Raw genomic sequence first — 23827 nt, 5'->3', positions numbered from 1 at the left:
GACCCTGAGCACCGCACCGGAGCCCGGCCGACGAGGGAGGACCATGACCGACCTTGACGAGCCGGGCTCCGGCGCGTCCGGCTCCGCGAACGACGGGCACGGGACGTCCGACGGCGAACGAGCGCAGGCGCGGCGACGCACCGACGCATCGGCCCAGCCGGGCCGTCCCGCGAAGGGCCGACGCGGGCTGTCGGCGCTGCGCGAGACCGTCGTGGTCCTCGGCTCGGCGCTCGTGCTCTCCCTCCTCATCAAGACGTTCCTGGTCCAGGCGTTCTACATCCCCAGCCAGTCGATGGAGACGACGCTCGACATCGGGGATCGCGTGCTCGTCTCGCGCCTCGTCCCCGGGCCCCTCGACCTCAACCGCGGGGACATCGTCGTGTTCGTCGATCCCGGTGGCTGGCTCGACGACGCCCAGACCGAGACGGACCCGGTGCGCTCGGCGCTCGTGCGGGTCGGGGAGTTCGTCGGGCTGCTGCCCGCCAACACCGGCTCGCACCTCATCAAGCGCGTCATCGGCATGCCCGGCGACCACGTCACGTGCTGCGACACGTCGGGTCGGATCACCGTGAACGGCGTCGGCATCGACGAGCCGTACGTGATCGACGGCGCGGTCCCCAGCGAGATCACGTTCGACGTCACGGTGCCCGAGGGCAGCGTCTGGGTGATGGGCGACAACCGCTCGGACTCCCGGGACTCGCGCTACCACCTCGGCGACCCGGGCGGCGGCATGGTCCCGATCGACAACGTCGTCGGCGTCGCCAAGGTGACGATCTGGCCCGCCGACCGGTGGACGATCCTGCGCAGCCCCGGGGCGACGTTCGCGGACGTCCCGGACCCGTCCTGACCCGCCCTGCCACCGCGCCGTCCTACCGTGGTGCCGTGACCGCCACCATGTCTGCCCCTGCGACCGCGCCCCCGCGCCGAGGGTCGCGCCCCGTCCCGCCGCCGCGCACCGTGACGCCGTCGCGCCGCGTCGAGCGCGAGCTCGCCGAGGGCGGCCTCGTGGTCGCCGGGATGGACGAGGTCGGCCGCGGCTGCCTCGCCGGCCCGGTGTCGGTCGGCGTCGTGGTGTCCTGCCTGGACCGCCGGGCGCCGTCGGGCCTGCGCGACTCCAAGCTCCTGCCTCCGCCGCGCCGCGAGGCGCTCGTCGCGCCGATCCGGCGCTGGGCGGTGGCGTGCGCCGTCGGGCACGCGAGCCCCGCGGAGATCGACGCGATCGGCATCATCGCCGCACTGCGCCTGGCCGGGCACCGGGCGCTGGCGGCCCTGCCGCTCCCACCGCACGTGGTGCTGCTCGACGGCAACCACGACTGGCTGACGCCGCCGGAGGACCTGTTCTCGGGGTTCGCCGCCGCACCCGAGCCGGTGCTCGCCGTCGTGCCTCGCGTCCGGACCCGGATCAAGGCGGACATGACGTGCACGGGCGTCGCCGCCGCGAGCATCCTCGCGAAGGTCGAGCGGGACGGCCTCATGCGCGCGGAGCACGCGCGCGACCCGCGTTTCGACTTGGCCGAGAACAAGGGCTACGCCTCGCCGTCGCACATCGCGGCGCTCGCGCAGCACGGTCCGAGCGCGCTGCACCGCCGGTCGTGGTCGCTTCCCGGTGTCGCCGGTGCCGAGGCCGGTTCCGGGGAGGCCGCCGCGCACGCCACGGGGATGCCGGCGGTGCCGAGGGTGCCACGGACGCAGGACTCGCCGTCGGACGGCATGATGGTCTTGTGAGTGCCGAGGACCTGGAGAACTACGAGACCGAGATGGAGCTCGCGCTCTACCGCGAGTACCGCGACGTCGTGGGGCTGTTCTCCTACGTCGTGGAGACCGAGCGCCGCTTCTACCTCGCCAACAACGTCGACCTGCAGGTGCGGTCCGCGGGCGGGGAGGTCTTCTTCGAGCTGACGCTGACGGACGCGTGGGTCTGGGACGTCTACCGCTCGGCGCGGTTCGTCAAGCAGGTGCGGGTCGTGACGTTCAAGGACGTCAACGTCGAGGAGCTGGCGAAGGCCGATCTGCAGATGCCGTGACGCGCGCGGCGGGCGTCCGGCCGGCGGCTTCATCGACCGGCTCGGCGTGCGCGGCGGCGGGCGGCAGGTCGTCCGGGCTCACCTCCGCGAACCGCCGCACGAGCGCCACGCCCGCCACGACGGCGGCGCCGCCGAGCCACTGCACCAGCGTCGGCGCCTCGCGCAGCAGCAGCCACGCGAGCACGACGGCGAACAGCACCTCGGCGAGCGCGACGAACGACGCGACGCGCTCACCCAGCTTGCGCACCGAGATCACCGAGAGCCCGTACGCCACCGCGGTCGGCAGGACGCCGATGACGAGCAGCGGCACCCAGACCGGGACCTCACCGCCGAGCATCGGGACGTCGCCGGCGACCATCGCGACCGGCAGCAGGCCGACGAGGCCGAGCAGGACGACGGCGACGGCGCCCACCCACATCCCCAGCCCCGCCATCGCGAGCGGCGGGATCGTCAGCGGACGGGCGGAGAGCGCGAAGTAGGCCGCGTTGCCCAGGGCCGAGCACACCGCGAAGACCAGGCCGACCGGGTCGAGGGCAACGGCGCCCGTGACGTCGAGCACGCCGACGAGGCCGAGCATCGCGAGGCTCGCGCCGACGAGCACGCCCGGTGCCGGCATCCGCCGGGTGCGCAGCCACGACCACGCGATGAGCAGCAGCGGGCCGGTGTACTCGATCAGCAGCGCGACGGCCACCGGAAGCCGCTCCACGGCGAGGAAGTACAGGGTCGACGGCGCCGCGACGCCGGTGAGGCCGAACACGAGGATCCAGCGCCAGTTGGCGCGCACCGACGCGAACCGCCCGCGCAGTGCCAGCGCGGTCGGGACGCTGAGCAGCGCCGCCCCGATCAGGAGCCGCACCACGATCGCGCCGCCGGGGGTCCAGCCGGCCTGCAGGAGCGGCTTCACGAACGGTCCGCTCGTCGCGAAGGCCGCAGCCGCGGCGAGTCCGATCGCGAGCCCGACGGCGCGGTCCCGACCCGGGTGCAGCGCCGCGGACGGCGTGGCGCCGGGGATCACGGGGCCGGTCGCGGGGCCGGCCGCGGCGCCGGTCGGGCCGGTCGCGGGGCCGGCGGACGGGCCGGTCGGGGTCGGCAGGGCAGACGACATGACGGCCTTCGCGACGGGGCACCGGAGGTGCGGGTGGAGCGGTGCGCTCGGGACGTGGTCAGGAGCGTCTGCCTAGGATGCTGCTGACCGTAGGCCCGAATCCAGTCAGGAGTCAACATGCTGTTCAGCCCTGACACCACGTCGGCGCTCGTGGCGGCCTCGGCGCTCGTCAACACGGCTCGGATGCGCGACGGCGTCGACCGGATGGCCTCGGTCGCCGCACTCGAGTGCTTCTACGCCTCGCACGGCTACAGCGGCCGCCGCGACGGGGACGAGGCGGAGGTGGCGGCGGTCCGCGCCGTGCGCGACCGGATCGCGCCCCTGTGGGACGTCTGCCGCGACGAGGCGGTCGCGCTCGTCAACGCGATGCTCGCCGACGGCGACGCGACGCCGCGGCTCATGCGGCACGACAGCTGGGACTGGCACCTGCACGCCGTGCCGATGGACGCCCCGCTCGACGTGCAGATGCTCGTCGAGACCGGGATGGCGATGGTCGACGTGATCCGGTCCGGTGCGTTCGACCGCCTGCGGCGGTGCGAGGGCGCCGACTGCGCCGCCGTGCTCGTGGACCTCTCGCGCAACTCCTCGCGGCGGTTCTGCGACGTCAACAACTGCGCGAACCGGGCCCACGTGGAGGCCTACCGCGCGCGGCGCGCGGCTGAGCTGTTGCGGCGCGCGGCTGAGTCGGCGCGCAGCTGAGTCGGCTGCGGCGCGCAGCGCGCGGCTGCCCTCGGCGCACGACTCGTCGTCCTGCGGCCCGGCCCGCGCGCCAGTTGTCCCCGGCCCTCTCGCGCGTCGACGCCGGGTGCGCCGTGCACACCCGGCCTGGTGCGCTCGACCCCGCGCGCCGACGCTGGGCGCGAGGAGGTGGGCCATGGCGCACAAGGACGACGTCGGGCGTCGCGGGGAGGACATCGCGGCACAGTGGGCGCACCGCCGCGGCTGGGAGGTGCTCGACCGGAACTGGCGCTGCCGCGCAGGCGAGCTCGACCTCGTGGCGCGCGACGGCGCGACGATCGTGGTCGTCGAGGTGAAGACGCGCACCGGCACGGCGATGGGACACCCCGCGGAGGCGGTCACACCGGTGAAGCTCGCCCGCCTGCGGCGTCTGGCGGGGGAGTGGCTCGCGACGCACGAGACGCGGGCGAGCGACGTCCGGCTGGACGTCGTCGCGGTGCTCCTGCCCGCCGTCGGGCCCGTCCGGCTGTCGCACCTGCAGGCGGTGGGCTGATGGGCCTGGGGAGCACGCGTGCGATCTCGCTGCAGGGTCTGGTCGGGCACGTCGTCGAGGTCGAGGCGCACCTCGCCCCCGGGCTGCCGGCGTTCGGCCTCGTGGGTCGGCCGGACCGGACGCTCATGGAGGCGCGCGAGCGGGTGCGTTCCGCGGTGTCGTCGTGCGCGGTCGCGTTCCCGCAGAAGCGCGTCACCGTCAACCTCTGGCCCGCCGGGCTGCCGAAGTTCGGCACGGCGTTCGACCTCGCCATCGCCGTCGCGATCCTCGCGGCCGCGGGGGTCGCGGGCGACGGGCGACCCGACGCCGTCCACCTCGGCGAGCTCGGCCTCGACGGCCGCCTGCACCCGGTCCGGGGGGTGCTGCCCATGGTGCACGCGGCGGTCGGAGCAGGCCTGCGGCACGTCGTGGTGCCCGAGGCCGACGTCGCCGAGGCGAGCATGGTGCCGGGCGCCGAGGTGGTGGGCGTGCGTCACCTCGCCGAGCTGCTGCACTCCTACGGCGGACAGGTCGCGGTGCCCGACCTGCCGGCGGTCCCCAGGTCCTACCTCGAGCCTCGGGAGGCGGGTGCGCTCGACATGGCCGACGTCGTCGGGCAGCCCGAGGCGCGGTTCGCGCTCGAGGTGGCGGCGGCGGGCGGCCACCACCTGTTTCTCGTCGGACCTCCCGGGACGGGCAAGACGATGCTCGCGGCCCGGCTGCCCGGTCTGCTGCCCGACCTCACCGAGGCCGAGGCGGTCGAGGTGACGGCGCTGCACTCGGTGGCCGGCACGCTCGATCCGCGCCAGGGCCTCATTCGTCGGCCCCCGCTCGAGGCGCCGCACCACACGGCGAGCGCCGCGGCCGTCGTCGGCGGGGGCGCCGGGGTGCCTCGTCCGGGGGCCGCGAGCCGCGCGCACCTGGGCGTGCTTCTCCTGGACGAGGCCCCGGAGTACGCGCCGCGCGTGCTGGACACGCTGCGTCAGCCGCTCGAGAGCGGTGAGCTGGTGATCGACCGCGCGGACGCCTCGGCTCGCTATCCGGCGCGTTTCCAGCTGGTCCTCGCCGCGAACCCGTGCCCGTGCGGGATGTCGGCGGGCAAGGGTGTCGACTGCGAGTGCTCGCCGCTCGCGCGGCGCCGCTACCTGGCCCGGCTCAGCGGTCCGCTGCTGGACCGGGTCGACCTGCAGGTCGACGTGCCGGCCGCGCGGATGGCGGCGCTCGCGGGTCCGGGCGGGGAGCCCTCGGCGCCGATCGCCGCGCGCGTCCTGGAGGCTCGCGAGCGCATGCGGGTGCGGTGGGCGGGCTGCCCGTGGCGCACGAACGCGGGCGTGCCGGGGGCGTGGCTGCGCAAGCACCACCCGCTGCCCCGCGAGGCGCGGGCGGACCTGACGCGCGCCGTCGAGCACGGGCACCTCTCGTTGCGCGGCGCCGAACGCGTGCAGAGGGTGGCCTGGACGCTCGCCGACCTTGCGGGCCGGGACCAGCCGGGCGCGGACGACGTGGGCCGTGCGATGACGCTGCGGATGCGGGGCCGTCATGGCTGAGCCGACGGCCGACGTCGAGGACCCGCGGCTCGCGGCCGTCGCCTGGGCACGGCTCGCGGAACCGGGGGACGAGCTCGCCGTGGGTCTCGTCGCCGCGCTGGGTCCCGTGGCGGCGCTCGCCTGGCTGCGCCGCGAGGCCTGGGACCCGCCGGCGGGGGAGCGAGAGCCTTGGGAACGGGCGCGTGCCCGGTGGCGACCGCGGCTCGACGGGCTCGACCCCGCGCGCGAGCTGGCGCAGATCACGAGACTCGGCGGCACCGTGCTGCACCCGGCCGACCGCCGGTGGCCGCGCGCGTTCGACGACCTCGGGCCGCGCGCCCCGCAGTGCCTGTGGGTGCGGGGCGACCCGGAGCTCGCGGCGCACGCGATCGAGGGCGGCGTCGCGATCGTCGGGGCGCGGGCCGCGACGCCGTACGGGGAGCACGTGGCGTTCGAGCTCGCGGCGGCACTTGCGGGGGACGGGCGCGTGGTCGTGTCGGGCGGCGCGTACGGGATCGACGCCGTCGCGCACCGGGCGAGCCTCGCGGTGAACGGCCCGACCGTCGCCGTCATGGCCGGCGGCCTCGACCGGTTCTACCCGACCGGCCACACGGAGCTGCTGACCCGGGTCGCGCGCGAGGGCGCGGTGGTGTCCGAGCTCGGCCCGGGAAGCGCACCGAGCCGGAGCCGGTTCCTCACCCGCAACCGCCTCATCGCCGCGCTCGCGGCGGCGTGCGTCGTGGTCGAGGCGGGCTGGCGGTCCGGCACGATGTCGACGGCGCAGCACGCGGCGCGGCTGCTGCGGCCGGTCGGGGCCGTACCCGGGCCGGTCACCTCGGCGTCCTCGGCCGGCTGTCACCGCCTGCTGCGTGAGCAGCTCGCGGTCTGCGTGACGGACGCCGAGGAGGTGCGCGAGCTCGTGGCCGAGCTCGGGCCGGCCGCGACGGCGGGGATGGAGCGCGACCGGGAGCGGGACGACTCCGCGGTGCGACTCGACGACGTGCCGCCCGGGCTCGCGCCCCGGGAGGCGCTGGTCTGGGAGGCGCTGCCCGCGCGCGGGGCGGCGCACCCGGACTCCGTGGTGCGCGTGTGCGGGCTCGCCCACGGCGAGGTCCTTGCCGCGCTCGGGCTGCTCGAGCTGCGCGGGCACGCGGTGCGCGACGGCGACCGCGTGCGCCGGGTGGCCCGGTGATCGGGTCGCAGGTGAGAGCGGGAGGAACGGCCCGCGGTGTGGTGGCTTGCCCCGGGGGCGTGCGACGACGACGGTGGCACGGTGACGACCAGCGCGCAGGACGCGGGGATCGTGGTGCCCGACGGCACCCGCCCGGGGGACGCCGCGCTCGTGGAGGAGTTCGCGGCGCACCTGCGGCTGCAGCGCGCGCGCTCGGTGCACACGGTCCGCGCGTACGTGGGCGACGTCCTCGACCTGCTGGCCGAGGTGCCGGGCGGACCGTCCGGGGCGGACCTGTCGCGGCTGGACCTGGCGGTCCTGCGGCAGTGGCTCGCCCGCCAGAACGCCCGTGGGCTGTCGCGCGCGACGACGGCTCGCCGCAGCGCCGCCGCGCGCACCTTCTCCGCGTGGGCCGTCCGCAGCGGGCATCTGGCGCACGATCCCGCGCTGCGGCTGCGCAGCCCGAAGGCCGACCGCACCCTGCCCGCCGTGCTGACGCCCGAGCAGGCCCGGACGGCGCTCGCCGGCCTCGACGCCCGGGCGCGCGGTGCCGAACCCGCCGTTGCGCCGCCCGCCCCGCGGGGGGAACGGGCTGGTGCGGGTGACCGTCCGCCCGCTGCCCCGCCAGGGCCCGACGTCGCGGGCTCCCGGGACCAGCGCGAACGGCTCCTCGATCCCGCGCCCGACGGCGAGCCCCCGGTCGCGCCGTCGGCCCACGATCGTGCGCTCGCGGCCCGCGACCAGGCCATCGTCGAGCTGCTCTACGGCGCGGCGCTGCGCGTCTCGGAGGCGTGCGCGCTCGACGTGACGTCCCTCGACCTGGGTGAGCGCCTCGTGCGCGTCGTGGGCAAAGGGGACAAGGAGCGCGTCGTGCCGTTCGGCCGACCCGCCGCGCAGGCGCTGCGCGCCTGGCTGGACCTGCGCTCCGAGCTCGCGAGCGAGGCCGCGGGGCGAGCACTGTTCGTCGGGGCTCGCGGTCGTCGGATCGATCCCCGCACGGTGCGGACCCTGGTCCACCGGGTCACCGGCGGAGCCGGCCTGCCCGACCTCGCACCGCACGGTCTGCGGCACTCGGCTGCCACGCACCTGCTCGAGGGTGGCTCCGACCTGCGGTCGATCCAGGAGATGCTCGGCCACGCCTCGCTCGCGACGACGCAGCGCTACACCCATGTCAGCTCGGAGCGGTTGCTCGCGGCCTTTCGCCAGGCACACCCCCGCGCGTGACTCCCGGCGCTCGGTGTGGACGGCCCGGTTCCTGACGGAGAACGGTTCGCCAGGCACACCCCCGCGCGTGACTCCCGGCGCCGCGGTCGCCCCCGACTCGTGAGGGTGCACCTGTCTGCTCCTGGGGAGGAGGGCGTGGAGCCCCGTCCGTGCGGCTCGACCGAGATCGCGGCTCAGGTGCGGCGGCCGTACCGCTTGTGCACCGCCTGGCGGGTGACGCCGAGCATGGTCGCGATCGCGGCCCACGAGAAGCCGGCAGAGCGGGCTCGGCGCACCGCGATCTCCTCCCGACGATCGAGCTCGCGTCGCGTCTGCGTGATCCGTCGCAGCTCGCCGAGGGGACCGTCGTCCTCCATCGCCATCGTCATCGCGTCACCTCCGATCCGGTCGGGTCGCGATCTCGCGTCCCGCGTGTCAACCCAGGATGACGCGCGTGGGCGAGCATGTCAACGTGGATTGACGTGCGGGTGCTCGGTCACCCCGCCTCGAGCGGGAGGAGCCGGATCACGACGTCGCCGGTGACCAGCAGTGTCGGGTCCAGGTAGTCGTCCCGTCCGCGCCGGGCGCCCCAGTGCAGGTCGGACCCGCGCCCGTGCCCGGCGTCCAGCGTCCCGAGCGCGTCGCCCGCCGCCACCGCCTGACCCGCGACGACGCTCGCCGTCACCGGCTCGTACGTCGTGCGGATGCCGTCGGCGTGGTCGACCGAGACGACCCCGCGCCCGGCGACCGTGCCGGCGAACGCGACCACGCCGTCGGCCGCCGCGCGCACCGGTACGCCGACCGACCCGGCGAGGTCGACGCCGCGGTGGCCGGCGAGCCAGGGCTGCGCCGGGTCGTCGAACGGGCGCACGACGTCGGCGGGCTCGATCGGCCACCCGTACGTCACGCGGCCGGGCAGCTCGGCCGCACCCCCGGCCTGGGGGCGTGCGGCCCCGCTTCCCGCAGCGCCACCAGCCGGGGTTCCCGCGCCGGCCGTCGCGCCGGCCGTCGCGCCGGCCGTCGCGCCGGCCGTCGCGCCCGCCGCCTCGCCCGCCACGGCCGCGGGCGAGTCGAGGGTGTCCGCGCGCTCGCCGTCGTGCGTCGCGGCGTGCGCCGTCGCGAGCAGACCGCCGACGGCGAGGATCGCCGCGCCCGAGCGCAACAGCAGGGAGCTCATCACCCGAGCGTGCGCCGGTCCGATCGGGTCCGCATGGCCGCCGCCGCCGGGTGGTGGACGACGCGGCGCGAGCGCCCGCGGGGGACAAGCCGGGGCGCCAGGAGATCGGGTGGGGGGCCCGCCGCGGACGGGGTAGGATTCTCGGTGCAACCGGTCCGTGCCGGTTGACATCGCGTGCCCACACACCGGTCGGCAGCCGTCGCCTCGCGCGACGGAGTGCGCCCCCGGGACGCGCCGTCCACGGTCCACCTCCGGGTGGTCGCGACGCGTCGTGAGCACCAGGCCGCCGTACCGGCGGAGAACCGTTACGCGGGTCGCTCGTGCGGCCCGCCCGACGCGCGGAGCGATCCGCGCCGGAAGGACGAGCCATGGCCGTCGTCACCATGCGCCAGCTCCTCGAGAGCGGCGTCCACTTCGGGCACCAGACCCGTCGCTGGAACCCCAAGATGAAGCGCTTCATCTTCACCGAGCGCAACGGCATCTACATCATCGACCTGCAGAAGTCGCTCGCGGACATCGACCGCGCGTACTCCTTCGTCAAGGAGACGGTCGCCCACGGCGGCACGATCCTGTTCGTCGGCACGAAGAAGCAGGCCCAGGAGGCCGTGGCCGAGCAGGCCGCGCGCGTCGGGATGCCCTACGTCAACCAGCGCTGGCTGGGTGGCATGCTCACCAACTTCCAGACCGTGAGCAAGCGCCTCGCGCGCCTCGCGGAGCTCGAGGAGATCGACTTCGACGACGTGGCCGCGTCCGGCCGCACGAAGAAGGAGCTCCTCATGATGCGCCGCGAGAAGGACAAGCTCGAGCGCACCCTTGGCGGCATCCGCACGATGGCGAAGGTCCCCTCCGCCGTGTGGGTGGTCGACACGAAGAAGGAGCACCTCGCGATCGCCGAGGCCCGCAAGCTCAACATCCCGGTCGTCGCGATCCTCGACACCAACTGCGACCCCGACGAGGTCGACTTCCCGATCCCGGGCAACGACGACGCGATCCGCGCCGTCGCGCTGCTGACCCGCGTGGTCGCCGACGCCGTCGCCGAGGGCACCATCGCGCGCCACTCGGGTGGTGCCGCGGCCGGCGCTGAGACCGCCGAGCCCCTTGCCGAGTGGGAGCAGGAGCTGCTCGCCGGTGAGGCCGCCGCGGTCGAGTCCGAGGTCACCGCCGGTGAGGCCGCCGCCGCCGCCGAGGTGGCCGAGGAGCTCGCCGTCGAGGCGGAGGCCGTGGCGGTCGAGGCTGTCGCCGAGGCCGTCGCCACCCAGGAGGTCGCCGAGGAGCTCGAGGCCGAGGTTGCCGCCGAGACCGCCGAGGCCGATACCGCCGAGGACACGCAGGCCTGACGTCGCTCCGCGCCGGGACGCCTCGCGTCCCGGGGCGGTCGCACGCACGCGGCCGCAGGCAGCACCCTCAGCCGCGCACAGCACGCACGCAGCACGCACGTCAGTACGGACGAAAGAGAGACGGAACAGATGGCGAACTACACCGCCGCCGACATCAAGGCACTGCGGGAGAAGTCGGGCGCTGGCATGCTCGACGTCAAGAAGGCGCTGGACGAGGCCGACGGCAACGTCGACAAGGCGATGGAGATCATCCGCGTCAAGGGCCTCAAGGGCGTCGCGAAGCGTGAGGGTCGCTCCGCCTCGGAGGGCCTCGTCGCCGCCGCCGTGGTCGACGCGCCCGACGCCGACGGTCAGGTCGGTGTCCTCGTGGAGGTCAACGCCGAGACCGACTTCGTGGCGAAGAACGAGAGGTTCCTCGCCCTCGCCGACACCGTCCTCGGTGCGGCCGTCGCCTCCGAGGCCGCCGACACCGAGGCGCTGCTCGCGGCCTTCGTGGGCGACCGCTCCGTCCAGGAGGTCGTGGACGAGGCCGCCGCGACGCTCGGCGAGAAGATCGTGGTGCGCCGCGTGCACCGGGTCCCCGGCGAGCGGGTGGCGGTCTACCTGCACAAGACGGCGAAGGACCTGCCCCCGCAGGTCGGCGTCATCGTGGCGAGCGACGCGGCGGCGGCCCAGGTGGCGTCCGACGTCGCGATGCACATCGCCGCGTACTCCCCGCTGTACCTCTCGCGCGAGGACGTCCCGGAGCAGACGGTCGCCGACGAGCGCCGGATCGCCGAGGAGATCTCGCGCAACGAAGGCAAGCCGGAGGCCGCTCTGCCGAAGATCGTCGAGGGTCGCCTCAACGGGTTCTTCAAGGACCAGGTCCTCCTCGAGCAGGCCTACGCGCGCGACCCGAAGAAGACCGTCGGTCAGGTCGTGAAGGAGTCGGGTGGCGAGCTCACCGGCTTCGTTCGCTACCGCGTCGGCGCCTGACCTCCCACGTGCGGCCCCGCGCCGTCGGACTCCGACGGTGCGGGGCCGCATGCACACCAGGGCCCAGCAGCGCTGCCCGTCAGAGCCGCACCCGAGCCGCAGGACCCGAGCCGCAGGACCCGAGCCGCACACCCGAGCCGTAGGAACGAGAGGAACGCGATCATGACCAGCGCGACCAAGCCCCGCCGCGTGCTCCTGAAGCTGTCCGGCGAGGTGTTCGGCGGCGGTTCGATCGGGCTCGACCCCGACGTGGTCGCCCGCACCGCCGCGGAGATCGCCGAGGCCGTGGCCGACGGCGTGCAGGTCGCCATCGTCGTGGGCGGCGGGAACTTCTTCCGCGGCGCCGAGCTCTCCCAGCGCGGCATGGACCGCGCCCGCGCCGACTACATGGGCATGCTCGGCACGGTGATGAACTGCCTCGCGCTGCAGGACTTCCTCGAGAAGGCCAGCGTCAGCACCCGCGTCCAGACCGCGATCGCGATGGGCCAGGTGGCCGAGCCGTACATCCCGCTGCGCGCCATCCGGCACATGGAGAAGGGTCGCGCCGTCATCTTCGGCGCCGGCGCCGGCATGCCGTACTTCTCCACCGACACCGTCTCGATCCAGCGGGCGCTCGAGGTGCACTGCGACGAGGTGCTCGTCGGCAAGAACGGGGTCGACGGCGTGTACACCGCCGACCCCCGGCTCGACCCCACCGCGGTGAAGCTCGACCACCTGACCTTCGACGAGGCCCTGCAGCGCGACCTCAAGGTGCTCGACGCCACCGCCTTCAGCCTGTGCCGCGACAACGGCATGACGATGCGGGTCTTCGGCATGAGCGAGCGCGGCAATGTCACCCGCGCGCTCCGGGGTGAGAGTATCGGCACGGTGGTGACCGCCTGAGGTGCCGAGCCCGCCGCGCACGCGTGCGGGGGTGAACAGGTTTCGGGCGGTCCACGCCTCACCACGACGCGCTGCGGCGCACGAAGGAGCAGTTCCAGTGATCGACGACATTCTCCTCGAGGCCGAGGACAAGATGGACAAGGCCGTGGAGGTCGCGCGCGACGAGCTCGGCTCGATCCGCACCGGTCGCGCCAACGCGGGCCTCTTCCACAAGGTGCTCGTGGACTACTACGGATCCCCGACGCCGCTGCAGCAGCTCGCGGGTGTCACCATCCCCGAGGCGCGCGTGGTGCTCATCAACCCGTACGACCGCTCCGCGACCAACGAGATCATCAAGGCGCTGCGCGAGTCCGACCTCGGCGTCAACCCGACCGACGACGGCAACGTCATCCGCGTCAACCTGCCCGCCCTCACCGAGGAGCGGCGCCGGGAGTACGTCAAGGTCGCCAAGCACAAGGGCGAGGAGGCGCGCGTGTCCGTGCGCGCCGTGCGCCGCAAGGCCAAGGACGAGCTGGACCGTCTCGTGAAGGACGGCGAGAGCGGCGAGGACGAGGTCGTGCGCGCCGAGAAGGAGCTCGAGTCCCTCACCAAGGCCCACGTGGACACGATCGACTCCCTGCTCTCGCACAAGGAGCGCGAGCTCCTCGAGGTGTGAGCCAGGCCGTGACGGACACCCCGCGCGAGGGCGACACCGCCCCCGTCGGCGCCCCTCTGACCCGGCGCGAGCTGCGCCGGCTCCGGGAGAGCGGCGTGCTTCCGGCGGTCGCGCCCGACGGCGAGCCTCGCCTCGGGCGGACGCCCGCACCCCTCGCCGAGCCCGAGCAGGCAGGCGTCGCCGTCGAGCACACGGCCGAGCCACCCGCGACGGTGCCGGCCGCGCCCGAGGCGGCGTCCGCCGTCGTGCGCACGGCCGAGCCTGACGCGGAGCCGGCCCTCGCGCCCGAGGCGGTGCCCGCCGTCGTGCGCGACGGCGGGGACGAGACCGTCGGCGACGTCGCGCCCGACGCCCTGCCCGAGGGGGCGACGGTGTCCGACGTCGACTCGGCGTCGCGCGAGCCGCTCGTGGACCACCCGACGCCGAGCGAGGTGCTGACGGCACCGCCGTCGCGGGCCGGCCGGAACCTCCCGGTCGCGATCGGCGTGGGCGTCGGCCTCGGCGCGGCGCTCCTGCTCAGCCTCTTCCTGCAGAAGGAGCTGTTCGGCCTGCTGGTGATGGCCGGCGTCGTCGGCGCGCTGGTCGAGCTGCGCGGTGCGCTGGCGCGCGTGCGGATCGAGGTCCCGCTGCTGCCGATCCTCGTCGGCTCGGTCGGCATGCTCGTGTCCGCGTACCTCGTGGGCGCCGAGGCGCTGCTCGTCGCGTTCATCCTCACCGCGGGTGGCGTCGTGGTGTGGACCGTCATCGACGTGCCCGGTGTGCGCGCCCTGCGCAACGCCTCGGCCGCGCTGCTGGTCACGGCCTACGTGCCGTTCCTCGCCTCGTTCCTGGCTCTGGCCCTGTCCGCCGACGACGGCGTGTGGCGCGTCCTGCTCGTCGTCGCCCTGGCCGTGGCGTGCGACACGGGCGGGTACGCCGCGGGCGTCGCGTTCGGCCGCCACCCGATCGCCCCGTCGGTGAGCCCCAAGAAGTCGTGGGAGGGCCTCGCCGGCTCACTGCTCGCGGGGGTGCTGGTGGCGTGGCCGATGGCCACCTCGCTGCTCGGCGCGCACTGGTGGGTCGGTGTCGTGGTGGCGATCGTCGGCGTGTTCGCCGCGCTCGTGGGCGACCTCGGCGAGTCCCTCATCAAACGTGACCTCGGCATGAAGGACATGGGCTCGCTGCTGCCCGGTCACGGCGGGGTCCTGGACCGGGTCGACTCGCTCCTCATGGTCGCCCCCGTCGCCGTGACGCTCCTCGCCGTGCTCGTGCCGGCGAGCTGACTGGAGATGTGATGACCGAGACCCCGCTGCCCACCCCGACCGTCGGACCCACCGACCCGACCGGACCGGGCGCCCCGACGACCGCGACCGCCGACCGGCCCGCGCCCGGCGGCCGTCCCCGCCTGCAGATGGCCGCACCGCGGCGCGGCAAGCCGCCGCGCCACCTCGCCGACCTCGACTTCGCGGGCCGCAAGGCCGCCGTCGCGGAGCTCGGCGTGCCCGCCTTCCGTGCCGACCAGCTCTCGCGGCACTACTTCACGCACCTCACGCGCGACGTCGGCGACATGTCCGACCTGCCGTCGGGTGCCCGCGGCGAGCTCGTCGACGCGCTGCTGCCCGAGCTCGTCACGCCCGTGCGCACGCTCGAGGCCGACGGCGGCGACACCGTCAAGACGCTCTGGTCGATGCACGACGGCTCGAAGGTCGAGTCGGTCCTCATGCGCTACCGCGACCGCACCACGCTGTGCGTTTCCAGCCAGGCCGGGTGCGGGATGGCGTGCCCGTTCTGCGCCACCGGCCAGATGGGTCTGACCCGCAACCTCTCGACGGCGGAGATCGTCGAGCAGGTCCGCCTCGCCGCACGTGCCAGCCGCGACGGCGACCTGCCCGGCGGCCCGACCCGGCTGTCCAACGTCGTCTTCATGGGGATGGGGGAGCCGCTCGCGAACTACAAGGCGGTGGTCGGGGCGGTGCGCCGGATGATCGAGCCCGCGCCGGCCGGCCTCGGGCTGTCCGCGCGCAACGTCACCGTCTCCACGGTCGGGCTCGTCCCCGCGATGAACAAGCTCGCGGACGAGGGCATCCCCGTGACGCTGGCGCTGTCGCTGCACGCGCCCGACGACGCGCTGCGCGACGAGCTCATCCCGATCAACGCGCGGTGGAAGGTGGGGGAGGCGCTGGACGCCGCCCGCCGCTACTTCGAGATCACCGGTCGACGCGTCTCCATCGAGTACGCGCTGATCAGGGACGTCAACGACCACGCCTGGCGGGCGTCGCTGCTCGCGGACGAGCTCGTCAAGCGCGGGCGGGGCTGGGTGCACGTCAACCCGATCCCGCTCAACCCGACGCCCGGTTCCCGGTGGACGGCGAGCGCTCCCGACGTCGAGGCCGAGTTCGTGGCACGGTTGCGCAGGGCAGGGATCCCGACCACGATCCGTGACACCAGGGGCAGTGACATCGACGGCGCGTGCGGCCAGCTCGCCGCGGGTGCAGACGAGCAGCCGGGCCGGCCGCGGCGCGGTTCAGGACTGAAGGAGGCGACGGCGTGACCCAGCTCTTCCCCCGGGTCGCCCCGACCCATCGGGGGTACGACACCGAGCAGGTCGACGAGTTCTTCGCCCGCGCGAGGAAGGCCTACGAGGCCACCGACGACGGCGCCGCGGACATCGACGCGCACGCCGTGCGCAGCGCGGCGTTCGACCTCGTCCGGCGCGGCTACCGGGCCTCCAGCGTCGACGCCGCGCTCGACCGGCTCGAGGCCGCCTTCGTCTCCGCCGAGCGTGCCGAGTTCATCGCGGACAACGGCCAGGGGGCGTGGCTGTCCGGGGTCGTCGAGCGGGCGACCGTGCTCTACGAGCGCCTGACCCGCCCCGCGGGGTCGCGCTTCGCCCCTCCCGAGCGCGGCCGCGGGTACGACGCCGCCGCGGTCGACGCACTCCTGGACCGCCTCGTCGCGTACTTCGACGACGGCACACCCCTCACCGCGGCCGAGGTCCGCGCCGCCACGTTCGGCAGCGCGCCGCGCCCGCGCGCCTACGCCGAGGGCCCGGTGGACGCCTATCTCGACCGCGTGGTGGACGTCCTGCTCGCCGTCGAGTGATGTTCTGGCTCGGCGTCGGAGTCTTCGTGCTCGGCCTGCTGGCCTCGATCGCCTGGCACGAGCTGGGCCACCTCGTCCCCGCGAAGAGGTTCGGGGTGCTGGTCACCCAGTACATGGTCGGGTTCGGCCCGACGCTGTGGTCGCGCCGGCGCGGCGAGACCGAGTACGGCGTCAAGGCGATCCCGCTCGGCGGATACATCCGGATGGTCGGCATGTACCCCACGGCCGAGCAGCTCTCGCCGGCCAAGGCCTCCCGCCGCGAGCTGGCCGGCACCCGCGGCCTGCGTCGGTGGGCGCGCGAGGCCGCAGCCGACGCCCGGGAGTTCTCCGCGAGCGAGATCCCGCCCGGCGGCCTGTCCCGGACCTTCACCGCCCTCGCGGTGCCGCGCCGCATCGTCGTCATGCTCGGCGGACCGGTCGCCAACCTCGTCCTCGCGTTCGTCCTCCTCGCCGTGTGCTACCTCGGCATCGGGCTCCCGACCTCGACCACGACCCTCGGCGCCGTGTCGCCCTGCATGCCCGCCGCCGGGCAGGAGTGCACGGCGTCAGACCCCGCGTCGCCCGCGCAGGCGGCCGGCCTGCAGCCCGGCGACACGCTCGTGTCGTGGGGCGGCACGCCGATCGCCTCCTGGGCCGACGCCCAGGCGGCGATCGCCGCCTCGACGGGACCGACCGCCGTCGTCGTCGAGCGCGACGGCGCGCAGGTCACGCTCGAGGTGACGCCCGAGCTGGTCGAGCGGGAGGTCCTGGACGCCGACGGTGCCACGGTCACGCGCGAGGTGCCCACGGTCGGGGTGAGCCCGCGCTCGGAGCTCGAGCCCGCGAGCGTGGGGGAGCTCGTCGGCGACTTCGGCACGATGCTGGGGCTGACGTTCCAGGGGGTCGCGTCGCTGCCCGCTCACCTCGTGTCGATCGCCTCGGCGACCTTCGGCGGCGGCGAGCGCGACACCGGCGTCATCGGCATCGTGGGGGTCGGGCGCATCGCGGGCGAGGCCGCGGCGACCCCGACCGACTTCGGCGTCGCGGGCTTCGCCCTCACGCAGCTGCAGCTCCTCGCGTCGCTCAACCTCGCACTGTTCGTGTTCAACCTCATCCCGCTGCTGCCGCTCGACGGCGGGCACGTCGCGGGGGCGCTGTGGGAGGGCGCGCGACGATGGATCGCCCGGCTGCGCGGACGGCCCGACCCCGGGCCCGTGGACACCTCGCGCCTCCTGCCGCTCACGTACGTCGTGGTCGGCGTGTTCCTGCTGATCTTCGTGCTGCTCACCGTCGGCGACCTCGTCGCGCCCGTCAGCCTTGGCGGCTGACGTGAGGTGGCCGGCGTGAGGTGGGCAGCCGCGAGCGGCGCGCGACCGCTGCGTCCCGAGGACCTCGGCGCGGCGTACGCCTTGTGCGCGCGCGACCCCGTCGCCGCGGTGCTCGCGTCGGTGCGCCTGGACGAGTCCGGTGTGCGCTCCTACGCGGGGGCCGGCGCCTGGGGGACGTTCGAGCACGGTGAGCTGCAGGCGCTCGCCTGGGTCGGCCCGAACATCGTGCCGGTGAGCCCGAGCGGACGCGGGCTCGACCAGATCGCCGGCGCCGTGATCGAGCAGGGCCGGCGGTTCGCGTCGCTCGTCGGCGACGCCACCGCCGTGCACGCGGTGTGGAACCGGCTCGCGCTCGCGTGGCCCGAGCCGCGCCAGGTGCGTGAGCAGCCCTCGCTCGCGCTCGCCACGCCACCCCGGATCCCCGGCGACGTCCGGGTGCGCCCAGCCCGCCCCGACGAGATCGACGTCATGCTCCCCGCGAGCGTGGCGATGTTCACCGAGGAGTACGGGTACTCCCCGCTGTCCGCCGGCGGCGGCTACGCCGCGCGGGTGCGCCAGCTGCTCGAGGCGGGCCGCTCGTTCGTGGTGATGGAGGGCGAGGGTCCGACGGCGCGGGTGCTGTTCAAGGCGGAGATCGGCGCGATGTCGCTCGGCGTGGCGCAGATCCAGGGCGTCTGGGTGGCGCCCGACGCGCGCGGGCGTGGCCTCGGCGCGGCCGGCACCGCCGCCGTGGTCGAGCGCGCCCGGGAGCTGGGAGCGCGCACCGTCTCGCTGTACGTCAACGACTACAACACCGCAGCGCGGCGCACGTACCGCCGGGTGGGGTTCGACCAGGTCGGCGGGTACACGACGATCGTGCTGTAGCCGGAGGTGCGGTTGTAGCCGGAGGGAGCCGGAGCCGGCGTTCGGCGCCCCGGCATTCGCGAACGCTGAGCTGTGGTCACCGGGCCTCGGCGAGCGCTGAGTTGTGGTCACCACGGCGCTCACTCGTGACCACAACCCGGCGCTCGGTGTCGCCGCGTAGCCGTAACCCAGCGCTCGGCGTGGCCCGTCACCGCAACCCGGCGCTCCCGCGCGGGTGCCACCCGCCCGCGCGAGGCGGGCTCGCCGTCGTGCACGGGCCGCACCCGCAGCGAACTAGGCTGGTTCGCGTGCTGATGCGGATGTCCTCCCTGTTCCTGCGCACCCTGCGCGACGACCCGGTCGACGCCGAGGTCGACTCCCACAAGCTGCTGGTGCGCGCCGGATACATCCGGCGCGCGGCCCCCGGCATCTACACCTGGCTACCGCTGGGTCTGCGGGTGCTCGCGAAGGTCAAGGCAGTCGTGCGCGAGGAGATGGCCGCTGCGGGGGCCCAGGAGATCCACTTCCCGGCGCTGCTGCCGCGCGAGCCCTACGAGGCGACCAACCGGTGGACCGAGTACGGACCCAACCTCTTCCGGCTCAAGGACCGCCGCGAGAACGACTATCTCCTCGCGCCCACGCACGAGGAGATGTTCACCCTGGTCGTCAAGGACCTGTACTCCTCCTACAAGGACCTGCCGCTCACGCTGTTCCAGATCCAGACGAAGTACCGCGACGAGGCCCGTCCGCGTGCGGGCCTGCTGCGTGGGCGCGAGTTCATCATGAAGGACGCCTACACGTTCGATCTCGACGCCGAGAGCCACCGCGCCTCCTACCAGGCGCAGCGCGACGCGTACGAGCGGATCTTCACCCGGCTCGGCCTGCCGTACGTGATCGTGACGGCGACGTCGGGCGCGATGGGCGGGTCGCGCAGCGAGGAGTTCCTCGTGCCCTCGCCGATCGGCGAGGACACCTTCGTGCGCTCGCCCGGCGGGTACGCCGCGAACGTCGAGGCCGTCACGACCCCGGTTCCGCCGGACGTGGACGCCTCCGACGTCCCGGCCGCGCACGTCGAGGACACGCCGGACACCCCGACGATCGCGACCCTCGTAGCCGTCGCGAACGAGCGTTTCCCGCGCCCCGACCGCGCCTGGACGGCGGCCGACACGCTCAAGAACGTCGTCGTCGCGCTCACCTGGCCGGACGGCCGTCGCGAGGTCGTGGTGATCGGCGTGCCCGGCGACCGCGAGGTCGACATGAAGCGGCTCGAGGCGTCGCTCGCGCCGGCCGAGGTCGAGCAGGCGGGCGAGGCGGACTTCGCCGCGCACCCCGAGCTCGTCAAGGGCTACATCGGCCCGGGCGCGCTGGGACCGAACGGTGCGCCCCGCACGCTCGCCGAGGACGGCACGATCACGGCCGGCGCCGTGCGCTACCTGCTCGACCCGCGCATCGTGCCCGGCACGCGCTGGATCACCGGCGCGGACCAGCCGGGCCGGCACGTGTTCGACCTCGTCGCCGGCCGGGACTTCACCGCGGACGGCACGGTCGAGGGCGCGGACGTGCGCGCCGGCGACTCCGCGCCGGACGGGTCGGGCCCGCTCGAGCTCGCCCGCGGGATCGAGATGGGCCACGTGTTCGACCTGGGCACGAAGTACTCCCAGGCCCTCGGCCTGACGGTCCTGGACCAGAACGGCAAGGCGCGCCTGGTCCACATGGGCTCCTACGGGGTCGGGGTCTCCCGCGCCGTCGCCGCCCTGGCCGAGGCCTACCACGACGACAAGGGCCTGACCTGGCCCGTCGCCGTCGCGCCCGCGCACGTGCACCTCGTGGCCACCGGCCGCGACGAGGCCGTGTTCGAGGCGGCCGAGGCGATCGCTGCCGGTGCCGAGCTCGCGGGCATCGAGGTGCTCTACGACGACCGGCGCAAGGTGTCACCGGGCGTGAAGTTCGCCGACGCCGAGCTGCTCGGCGTGCCCGTGGTGGTCGTCGTCGGCCGCGGCCTCGCGGACGGCGTGGTCGAGGTGCGTCAGCGCGCCTCGGGCGTGACCCGCGAGGTCCCGGTGGCCGAGGCCGTGGGCGTGGTCGCCGAGACGGTCGACTCGCTGCGCTGAGTCGGGTCGGGCAGCGGCGGGCTCGGCGTCAGGGCGCCGCGAGTCCCGGCAGCACGGCTGCGGGGGAGTCGAGCGCCGCGAGCGGACCCAGCTCGCGGGCACGCAGGAGCGCCTCGACGGCGGCGTCCACGCCCGCCGGGCGCAGGCCCGCGGGCAGCGGCGCCGTGAGCCAGAGCCCGGCCACCTCGGTCTCGAGCGAGGCGGCCGCGGCGGACGGGTCGAGCGCGACGAGATCGGCGACGTCGTACAGCGCCTCGCGCGGATCGGCCGCGGTCCCCGAGACGTCGGCCGCGCTCGCCACGGCCTCGCCCGCGCGGCGCAGCGCCGTGGCGCGCGCGGCCCAGTCGGCCGCCCGGGCGTCGTCGTCGGTGCGGGCCGCGAGCGTCTCGTAGCCGAACGCCGCGGCGTCCAGGCCGCGGATCAGGTCGTCGACGCCCGAGAGGCTCGACAGGCCGACGGCGGTGAGGTCGGTGCCCCCGGCCGGGAGGGTGGGCGCGATTCCCGTGAGCGTCTCCGCAGGCAGGGTCGAGGCGAGCTGGTGCGCCGCGAGCGAGCGCCAGACGGCGATCGAGCCCAGCAGCGTCGCGGTGTCGCCCGAGGTCGCACCCGCGCCGGCGCGCGCCTGCGCGGCACCGGTGACGAGGGCGTTCACGAGGTCCACGGTCGGATCCGCCGAGGTGGGCGCGCCGGTGGCGTCGTCGGTGGCACTCGCCCCGTCGTCACTCGGATCGGCGCTCGCGCTCGGCCGCGCCGGCGGCGTCCACGTGCCGCCGAGGGCGCCGGCCTGGGCCGTGCTGCCCGCCGCGATCTGGGTCGCCAGGGTCGGGTCCGCCACGCCGAGGCCCGCCAGCGCGGTCGCCTGTGCGGCGATCGCGTCGGCCGTCGCGACGGCGTCCGCACGCGCCTGCTCGGCGGCGTCCGCCGTCGGGATCGCGGGGGGCGGGACGTCGAGGCGGACCCCGCAGCCCGAGAGTCCGACGCAGAGCCCGACGGCGAGGCTCGCCACCGCGAGAGCGCGCGCGATCGAAGCGCGGGGACGGCCTGGCACGCGGTCGAGGGTAGTCTTGTGCGGCCCCGGTGGTGACCACGCCGTGCCGATCGGACCTGAGTCTCGATCGCCGCGCGCCGGTCCGCCGGGGGCGCCCCGCGCGGGGCGACTGGGCACGGCGACAACTGGAGACGAGATGGCGAGCGACACCCTGGACCGACGCATCGGAGCCGTGGTCGAGCCGGTCGTCCGACTCCACGACCTCGCTCTGGAGGCCGTGGAGGTGCGCTCGGTCGGCAAGCGGCGCCTCGTTCGCGTGGTGCTCGACCTCGCCGACGGACCCGGGTCCCTCGGGTCGGACCTGCTCGGCGAGGCCTCGCGGGCCATCTCCGCCGCCCTCGACGAGCGTGACGTCATCCCCGGCGCCTACACGCTCGAGGTCACCACGCCCGGCGTGGACCGCCCGCTCACCTCGCCTCGGCACTTCCGTCGCGCCGAGGGTCGGCTGGTGACCGCGCGTCGCACGGCGGCCGCGATCGCGGACGGTGCGGCGCGCTCGGTGACCGGCCGCGTGGTCGGTGCCGACGAGACCGGGGTGACCCTGCGCGTGGACGGGAGCGACGCCGTCGTGCCCTATTCCACGATCGAGAACGCGGTCGTCGAGGTCGAGCTGCGACGGCTGGAGGAGGACTGATGGACGTCGACATGGCAGGACTGCGGCTGATCGGCCGCGAGAACGAGATTCCCCTCGACGTGCTGATCGGCGCGATCGAGCAGGCGCTGCTCACCGCGTACGAGCGCACGCCGGGCGCGAAGCCGGGTGCGCGCGTCGAGCTCGACCGGTCCACGGGCCACGTGGCGGTGCTCGTCACGGAGGTCGTCTCGGAGGGCGACGACGGCGAGCCGCCCGTGACGCAGACCTACGAGGACACTCCCGAGGGCTTCGGCCGGATGGCCGCCGCGACGGCGCGCAGCGTCATCGTGCAGCGGCTGCGCGACGCCGAGGACGAGCGCGTGCTGGGCGACTTCCGCGGGACGAAGCTCCAGCTCGTGTCGGGTGTGGTGCAGCAGGGCGGCCGCCAGGGCGCGGTGCTCGTGGAGCTCGCCAAGGGCGTGGAGGCCACGCTGCCGGCGCACGAGCAGGTGCCGGGCGAGGTGTTCGAGCACGGTGAGCGCATCCGGGCGTACGTGACCGAGGTGGCCCGCGGTCCGCGCGGCCCCCTCATCACGCTCTCGCGCACGCACCCCAACTTCGTCCGCAAGCTGTTCGAGCACGAGGTGCCCGAGGTCGCCGACGGGAGCGTGGAGATCATCGCCCTTGCTCGGGAGGCGGGTCACCGCAGCAAGGTCGCCGTCGCCTCGCGCGTCGCCGGGCTGAACGCCAAGGGGGCGTGCATCGGTCCGATGGGTCAGCGCGTGCGCGCCGTCATGGCGGAGCTGCGGGGGGAGAAGATCGACATCGTCGACTTCCACACCGACCCGGCGCGGTTCGTCGCGGCGGCGCTGTCGCCGGCGCGGGTGAGCAGCGTGACGGTGGTGGACCTCGAGGCGCGCGCCGCGCGCGTCGTCGTGCCGGACTACCAGCTGTCCCTCGCGATCGGCAAGGAGGGCCAGAACGCGCGGCTCGCGGCGCGGCTGACGGGCTGGCGGATCGACATCCGGTCCGACGCCGAGGGCGAGGGTGAGCAGGGTCCGAGCGACCCCGGGTCGCCCGCCGGGCAGCCCCGGGGGTAGACTGATGGACGGTTCCGTGTCCCCACGCTCGTCCGCACCCGACGTCCGCGAGCCGGTGACCACCTCCGCCCCGACCTCGAGCCGCGCTGACGCGCGGCCCGCGCCGGGTCCAGGTGGCCCGGTCCGCACGTGCGTCGGGTGCCGCGGCAAGGGGGCACGAACTGAGCTGGTGCGCCTGGTCCGGGACGGCGACCACCCCCGGGTGGTCGTCGACGAGGGCCGCAGCGCACCGGGGCGTGGCGGGTGGCTTCACCCGTCGCAGTCCTGCCTCGAGCTGGCGCTCCGCCGCGGCGGTGTCGTCCGGGCCCTGCGTCTGCAGGGACCGGTGGACACGACGGCGGTGGTCGCGTGGTTCGAGTCGGGGGCGGTGCACGGCGCCGCATCAGCTTCTGCACCAGGCAGGAGCATCGAGCAGAGCAACGAGCGACGAGAGCGGGTTGACACGCCGATGGGCACCCGATGAGTACTCAGCAATGAGCTCGACCCACTGATCGTGGT

General features: G+C 74.8%; 25 protein-coding genes. 21 read left to right on the top strand and 4 right to left on the bottom strand.

The window, feature by feature from the left end:
- Positions 1-43 precede the first annotated feature (43 nt).
- Genes lepB through FH969_RS00685 form a run of 3 tightly spaced genes read left to right on the top strand, consistent with a single transcriptional unit; the run spans position 44 to position 2024 of the window.
- Positions 44-847 (top strand): signal peptidase I, encoded by an 804-nt coding sequence (lepB, locus tag FH969_RS00695; RefSeq protein WP_108719618.1) that lies wholly within the window; start codon positions 44-46, stop codon positions 845-847.
- A 47-nt stretch (positions 848-894) separates the two neighbouring features.
- A complete protein-coding gene (locus tag FH969_RS00690) occupies positions 895-1725 on the top strand; it encodes a ribonuclease HII (RefSeq protein WP_139985503.1) in 831 nt (276 codons plus the stop codon).
- Positions 1722-2024, top strand: a complete 303-nt coding sequence (locus FH969_RS00685; RefSeq protein ID WP_108719619.1) for a DUF2469 domain-containing protein — start codon at positions 1722-1724, stop codon at positions 2022-2024. The genes FH969_RS00690 and FH969_RS00685 overlap by 4 nt, the downstream gene beginning before the upstream one ends.
- Here FH969_RS00685 and FH969_RS00680 read toward each other — a convergent pair.
- Entirely contained in the window at positions 1981-3129 is a 1149-nt protein-coding gene (locus FH969_RS00680) for an EamA family transporter (RefSeq protein WP_139985401.1), read from the bottom strand. The two genes, FH969_RS00685 and FH969_RS00680, sit on opposite strands and share 44 nt — an antisense overlap.
- A 117-nt stretch (positions 3130-3246) precedes the next feature.
- On the opposite strand from FH969_RS00680, the gene FH969_RS00675 reads away from it, so the two are divergent.
- The 5 genes from FH969_RS00675 (at position 3247) to FH969_RS00655 (ending at position 8260) form a co-directional block, all read left to right on the top strand.
- Positions 3247-3828 carry a CGNR zinc finger domain-containing protein gene (locus tag FH969_RS00675; RefSeq protein WP_139985400.1) on the top strand — a complete coding sequence of 194 codons (582 nt, stop codon included), beginning with the start codon at positions 3247-3249 and terminating at the stop codon, positions 3826-3828.
- A 175-nt stretch (positions 3829-4003) separates the two neighbouring features.
- Positions 4004-4360, top strand: a complete 357-nt coding sequence (locus tag FH969_RS00670; RefSeq protein ID WP_139985398.1) for a YraN family protein — start codon at positions 4004-4006, stop codon at positions 4358-4360.
- Positions 4360-5886 (top strand): YifB family Mg chelatase-like AAA ATPase, encoded by a 1527-nt coding sequence (locus FH969_RS00665; RefSeq protein ID WP_108719623.1) that lies wholly within the window; start codon positions 4360-4362, stop codon positions 5884-5886. The genes FH969_RS00670 and FH969_RS00665 overlap by 1 nt, the downstream gene beginning before the upstream one ends.
- The gene (gene dprA, locus FH969_RS00660) at positions 5879-7057 is read left to right on the top strand and encodes a DNA-processing protein DprA (RefSeq protein WP_139985396.1); all 1179 of its coding nucleotides are present in this window, start codon (positions 5879-5881) and stop codon (positions 7055-7057) included. The genes FH969_RS00665 and dprA overlap by 8 nt, the downstream gene beginning before the upstream one ends.
- A gap of 81 nt (positions 7058-7138) precedes the next feature.
- Positions 7139-8260, top strand: a complete 1122-nt coding sequence (locus tag FH969_RS00655; protein WP_281285311.1) for a tyrosine recombinase XerC — start codon at positions 7139-7141, stop codon at positions 8258-8260.
- 173 nt (positions 8261-8433) lie between these two features.
- On the opposite strand, the gene FH969_RS00650 is transcribed toward FH969_RS00655, so the two are convergent.
- Both FH969_RS00650 and FH969_RS00645 read right to left on the bottom strand, forming a co-directional pair.
- Entirely contained in the window at positions 8434-8628 is a 195-nt protein-coding gene (locus tag FH969_RS00650) for a hypothetical protein (RefSeq protein ID WP_108719625.1), read from the bottom strand.
- Between the two features lie 107 nt (positions 8629-8735).
- Complete coding sequence (locus tag FH969_RS00645) at positions 8736-9416, bottom strand: M23 family metallopeptidase (protein ID WP_139985394.1); 681 nt, start codon at positions 9414-9416, stop codon at positions 8736-8738.
- A gap of 368 nt (positions 9417-9784) precedes the next feature.
- On the opposite strand from FH969_RS00645, the gene rpsB reads away from it, so the two are divergent.
- The 10 genes from rpsB (at position 9785) to FH969_RS00595 (ending at position 20607) form a co-directional block, all read left to right on the top strand.
- Positions 9785-10753, top strand: coding sequence for a 30S ribosomal protein S2 (gene rpsB / locus FH969_RS00640; protein ID WP_139985393.1), 969 nt, complete (start codon positions 9785-9787; stop codon positions 10751-10753).
- Between the two features lie 129 nt (positions 10754-10882).
- Complete coding sequence (tsf, locus tag FH969_RS00635; protein WP_108719628.1) at positions 10883-11728, top strand: translation elongation factor Ts; 846 nt, start codon at positions 10883-10885, stop codon at positions 11726-11728.
- 162 nt (positions 11729-11890) lie between these two features.
- The gene (gene pyrH, locus FH969_RS00630) at positions 11891-12610 is read left to right on the top strand and encodes a UMP kinase (RefSeq protein ID WP_139985391.1); all 720 of its coding nucleotides are present in this window, start codon (positions 11891-11893) and stop codon (positions 12608-12610) included.
- A 97-nt stretch (positions 12611-12707) separates the two neighbouring features.
- Positions 12708-13265 carry a ribosome recycling factor gene (gene frr, locus FH969_RS00625; protein ID WP_108719630.1) on the top strand — a complete coding sequence of 186 codons (558 nt, stop codon included), beginning with the start codon at positions 12708-12710 and terminating at the stop codon, positions 13263-13265.
- Between the two features lie 8 nt (positions 13266-13273).
- On the top strand, positions 13274-14527 hold the full coding sequence (locus FH969_RS00620; protein ID WP_246071617.1) for a phosphatidate cytidylyltransferase: 1254 nt from the start codon (positions 13274-13276) through the stop codon (positions 14525-14527).
- An 11-nt stretch (positions 14528-14538) separates the two neighbouring features.
- Positions 14539-15795: a dual-specificity RNA methyltransferase RlmN gene (gene rlmN, locus FH969_RS00615; protein ID WP_139985389.1), complete on the top strand. Its 1257-nt coding sequence runs from the start codon at positions 14539-14541 to the stop codon at positions 15793-15795.
- Entirely contained in the window at positions 15792-16346 is a 555-nt protein-coding gene (locus FH969_RS00610) for a DivIVA domain-containing protein (protein ID WP_108719632.1), read from the top strand. Before rlmN ends, FH969_RS00610 begins: the two co-directional genes overlap by 4 nt.
- Complete coding sequence (locus FH969_RS00605) at positions 16346-17653, top strand: M50 family metallopeptidase (protein WP_139985387.1); 1308 nt, start codon at positions 16346-16348, stop codon at positions 17651-17653. Before FH969_RS00610 ends, FH969_RS00605 begins: the two co-directional genes overlap by 1 nt.
- 15 nt (positions 17654-17668) lie before the next feature.
- The gene (locus FH969_RS00600) at positions 17669-18517 is read left to right on the top strand and encodes a GNAT family N-acetyltransferase (RefSeq protein WP_246071616.1); all 849 of its coding nucleotides are present in this window, start codon (positions 17669-17671) and stop codon (positions 18515-18517) included.
- A gap of 287 nt (positions 18518-18804) precedes the next feature.
- Entirely contained in the window at positions 18805-20607 is a 1803-nt protein-coding gene (locus FH969_RS00595; protein ID WP_139985384.1) for a proline--tRNA ligase, read from the top strand.
- 28 nt (positions 20608-20635) lie between these two features.
- Here FH969_RS00595 and FH969_RS00590 read toward each other — a convergent pair whose 3' ends face one another.
- Positions 20636-21655: a hypothetical protein gene (locus FH969_RS00590; RefSeq protein ID WP_139985383.1), complete on the bottom strand. Its 1020-nt coding sequence runs from the start codon at positions 21653-21655 to the stop codon at positions 20636-20638.
- 136 nt (positions 21656-21791) lie between these two features.
- Between FH969_RS00590 and FH969_RS00585 the strand changes: the two genes are divergently transcribed.
- From FH969_RS00585 to FH969_RS00575, 3 genes are read left to right on the top strand one after another with little or no spacing between them, the layout of a single operon-like run.
- Complete coding sequence (locus FH969_RS00585) at positions 21792-22289, top strand: ribosome maturation factor RimP (RefSeq protein ID WP_139985381.1); 498 nt, start codon at positions 21792-21794, stop codon at positions 22287-22289.
- Positions 22289-23329, top strand: a complete 1041-nt coding sequence (nusA, locus tag FH969_RS00580) for a transcription termination factor NusA (protein ID WP_139985379.1) — start codon at positions 22289-22291, stop codon at positions 23327-23329. Before FH969_RS00585 ends, nusA begins: the two co-directional genes overlap by 1 nt.
- A 4-nt stretch (positions 23330-23333) precedes the next feature.
- Positions 23334-23792 (top strand): YlxR family protein, encoded by a 459-nt coding sequence (locus FH969_RS00575; RefSeq protein ID WP_139985377.1) that lies wholly within the window; start codon positions 23334-23336, stop codon positions 23790-23792.
- The last annotated feature ends 35 nt before the right edge of the window (positions 23793-23827 follow it).

The sequence above is a fragment of the Miniimonas arenae genome, assembly GCF_006351005.1.
Lineage (GTDB): Bacteria > Actinomycetota > Actinomycetes > Actinomycetales > Beutenbergiaceae > Miniimonas > Miniimonas arenae.
The sequence above is the reverse complement of the archived record's forward strand: the minus strand, read 5'-3'. Positions and strand labels throughout refer to the sequence as shown.

What these genes read in the sequence shown, in the direction of transcription:
- lepB (WP_108719618.1), top strand. Translation starts at nt 44, where the DNA reads ATGACCGACCTTGACGAGCCGGGCTCCGGCGCGTCCGGCTCCGCGAAC.
- FH969_RS00690 (WP_139985503.1), top strand. Translation starts at nt 895, where the DNA reads ATGTCTGCCCCTGCGACCGCGCCCCCGCGCCGAGGGTCGCGCCCCGTC.
- FH969_RS00680 (WP_139985401.1), bottom strand. Translation starts at nt 3,129, where the DNA reads ATGTCGTCTGCCCTGCCGACCCCGACCGGCCCGTCCGCCGGCCCCGCG.
- FH969_RS00675 (WP_139985400.1), top strand. Translation starts at nt 3,247, where the DNA reads ATGCTGTTCAGCCCTGACACCACGTCGGCGCTCGTGGCGGCCTCGGCG.
- FH969_RS00670 (WP_139985398.1), top strand. Translation starts at nt 4,004, where the DNA reads ATGGCGCACAAGGACGACGTCGGGCGTCGCGGGGAGGACATCGCGGCA.
- FH969_RS00665 (WP_108719623.1), top strand. Translation starts at nt 4,360, where the DNA reads ATGGGCCTGGGGAGCACGCGTGCGATCTCGCTGCAGGGTCTGGTCGGG.
- dprA (WP_139985396.1), top strand. Translation starts at nt 5,879, where the DNA reads ATGGCTGAGCCGACGGCCGACGTCGAGGACCCGCGGCTCGCGGCCGTC.
- FH969_RS00650 (WP_108719625.1), bottom strand. Translation starts at nt 8,628, where the DNA reads ATGACGATGGCGATGGAGGACGACGGTCCCCTCGGCGAGCTGCGACGG.
- FH969_RS00645 (WP_139985394.1), bottom strand. Translation starts at nt 9,416, where the DNA reads ATGAGCTCCCTGCTGTTGCGCTCGGGCGCGGCGATCCTCGCCGTCGGC.
- rpsB (WP_139985393.1), top strand. Translation starts at nt 9,785, where the DNA reads ATGGCCGTCGTCACCATGCGCCAGCTCCTCGAGAGCGGCGTCCACTTC.
- tsf (WP_108719628.1), top strand. Translation starts at nt 10,883, where the DNA reads ATGGCGAACTACACCGCCGCCGACATCAAGGCACTGCGGGAGAAGTCG.
- pyrH (WP_139985391.1), top strand. Translation starts at nt 11,891, where the DNA reads ATGACCAGCGCGACCAAGCCCCGCCGCGTGCTCCTGAAGCTGTCCGGC.
- rlmN (WP_139985389.1), top strand. Translation starts at nt 14,539, where the DNA reads ATGACCGAGACCCCGCTGCCCACCCCGACCGTCGGACCCACCGACCCG.
- FH969_RS00605 (WP_139985387.1), top strand. Translation starts at nt 16,346, where the DNA reads ATGTTCTGGCTCGGCGTCGGAGTCTTCGTGCTCGGCCTGCTGGCCTCG.
- FH969_RS00585 (WP_139985381.1), top strand. Translation starts at nt 21,792, where the DNA reads ATGGCGAGCGACACCCTGGACCGACGCATCGGAGCCGTGGTCGAGCCG.
- nusA (WP_139985379.1), top strand. Translation starts at nt 22,289, where the DNA reads ATGGACGTCGACATGGCAGGACTGCGGCTGATCGGCCGCGAGAACGAG.
- FH969_RS00575 (WP_139985377.1), top strand. Translation starts at nt 23,334, where the DNA reads ATGGACGGTTCCGTGTCCCCACGCTCGTCCGCACCCGACGTCCGCGAG.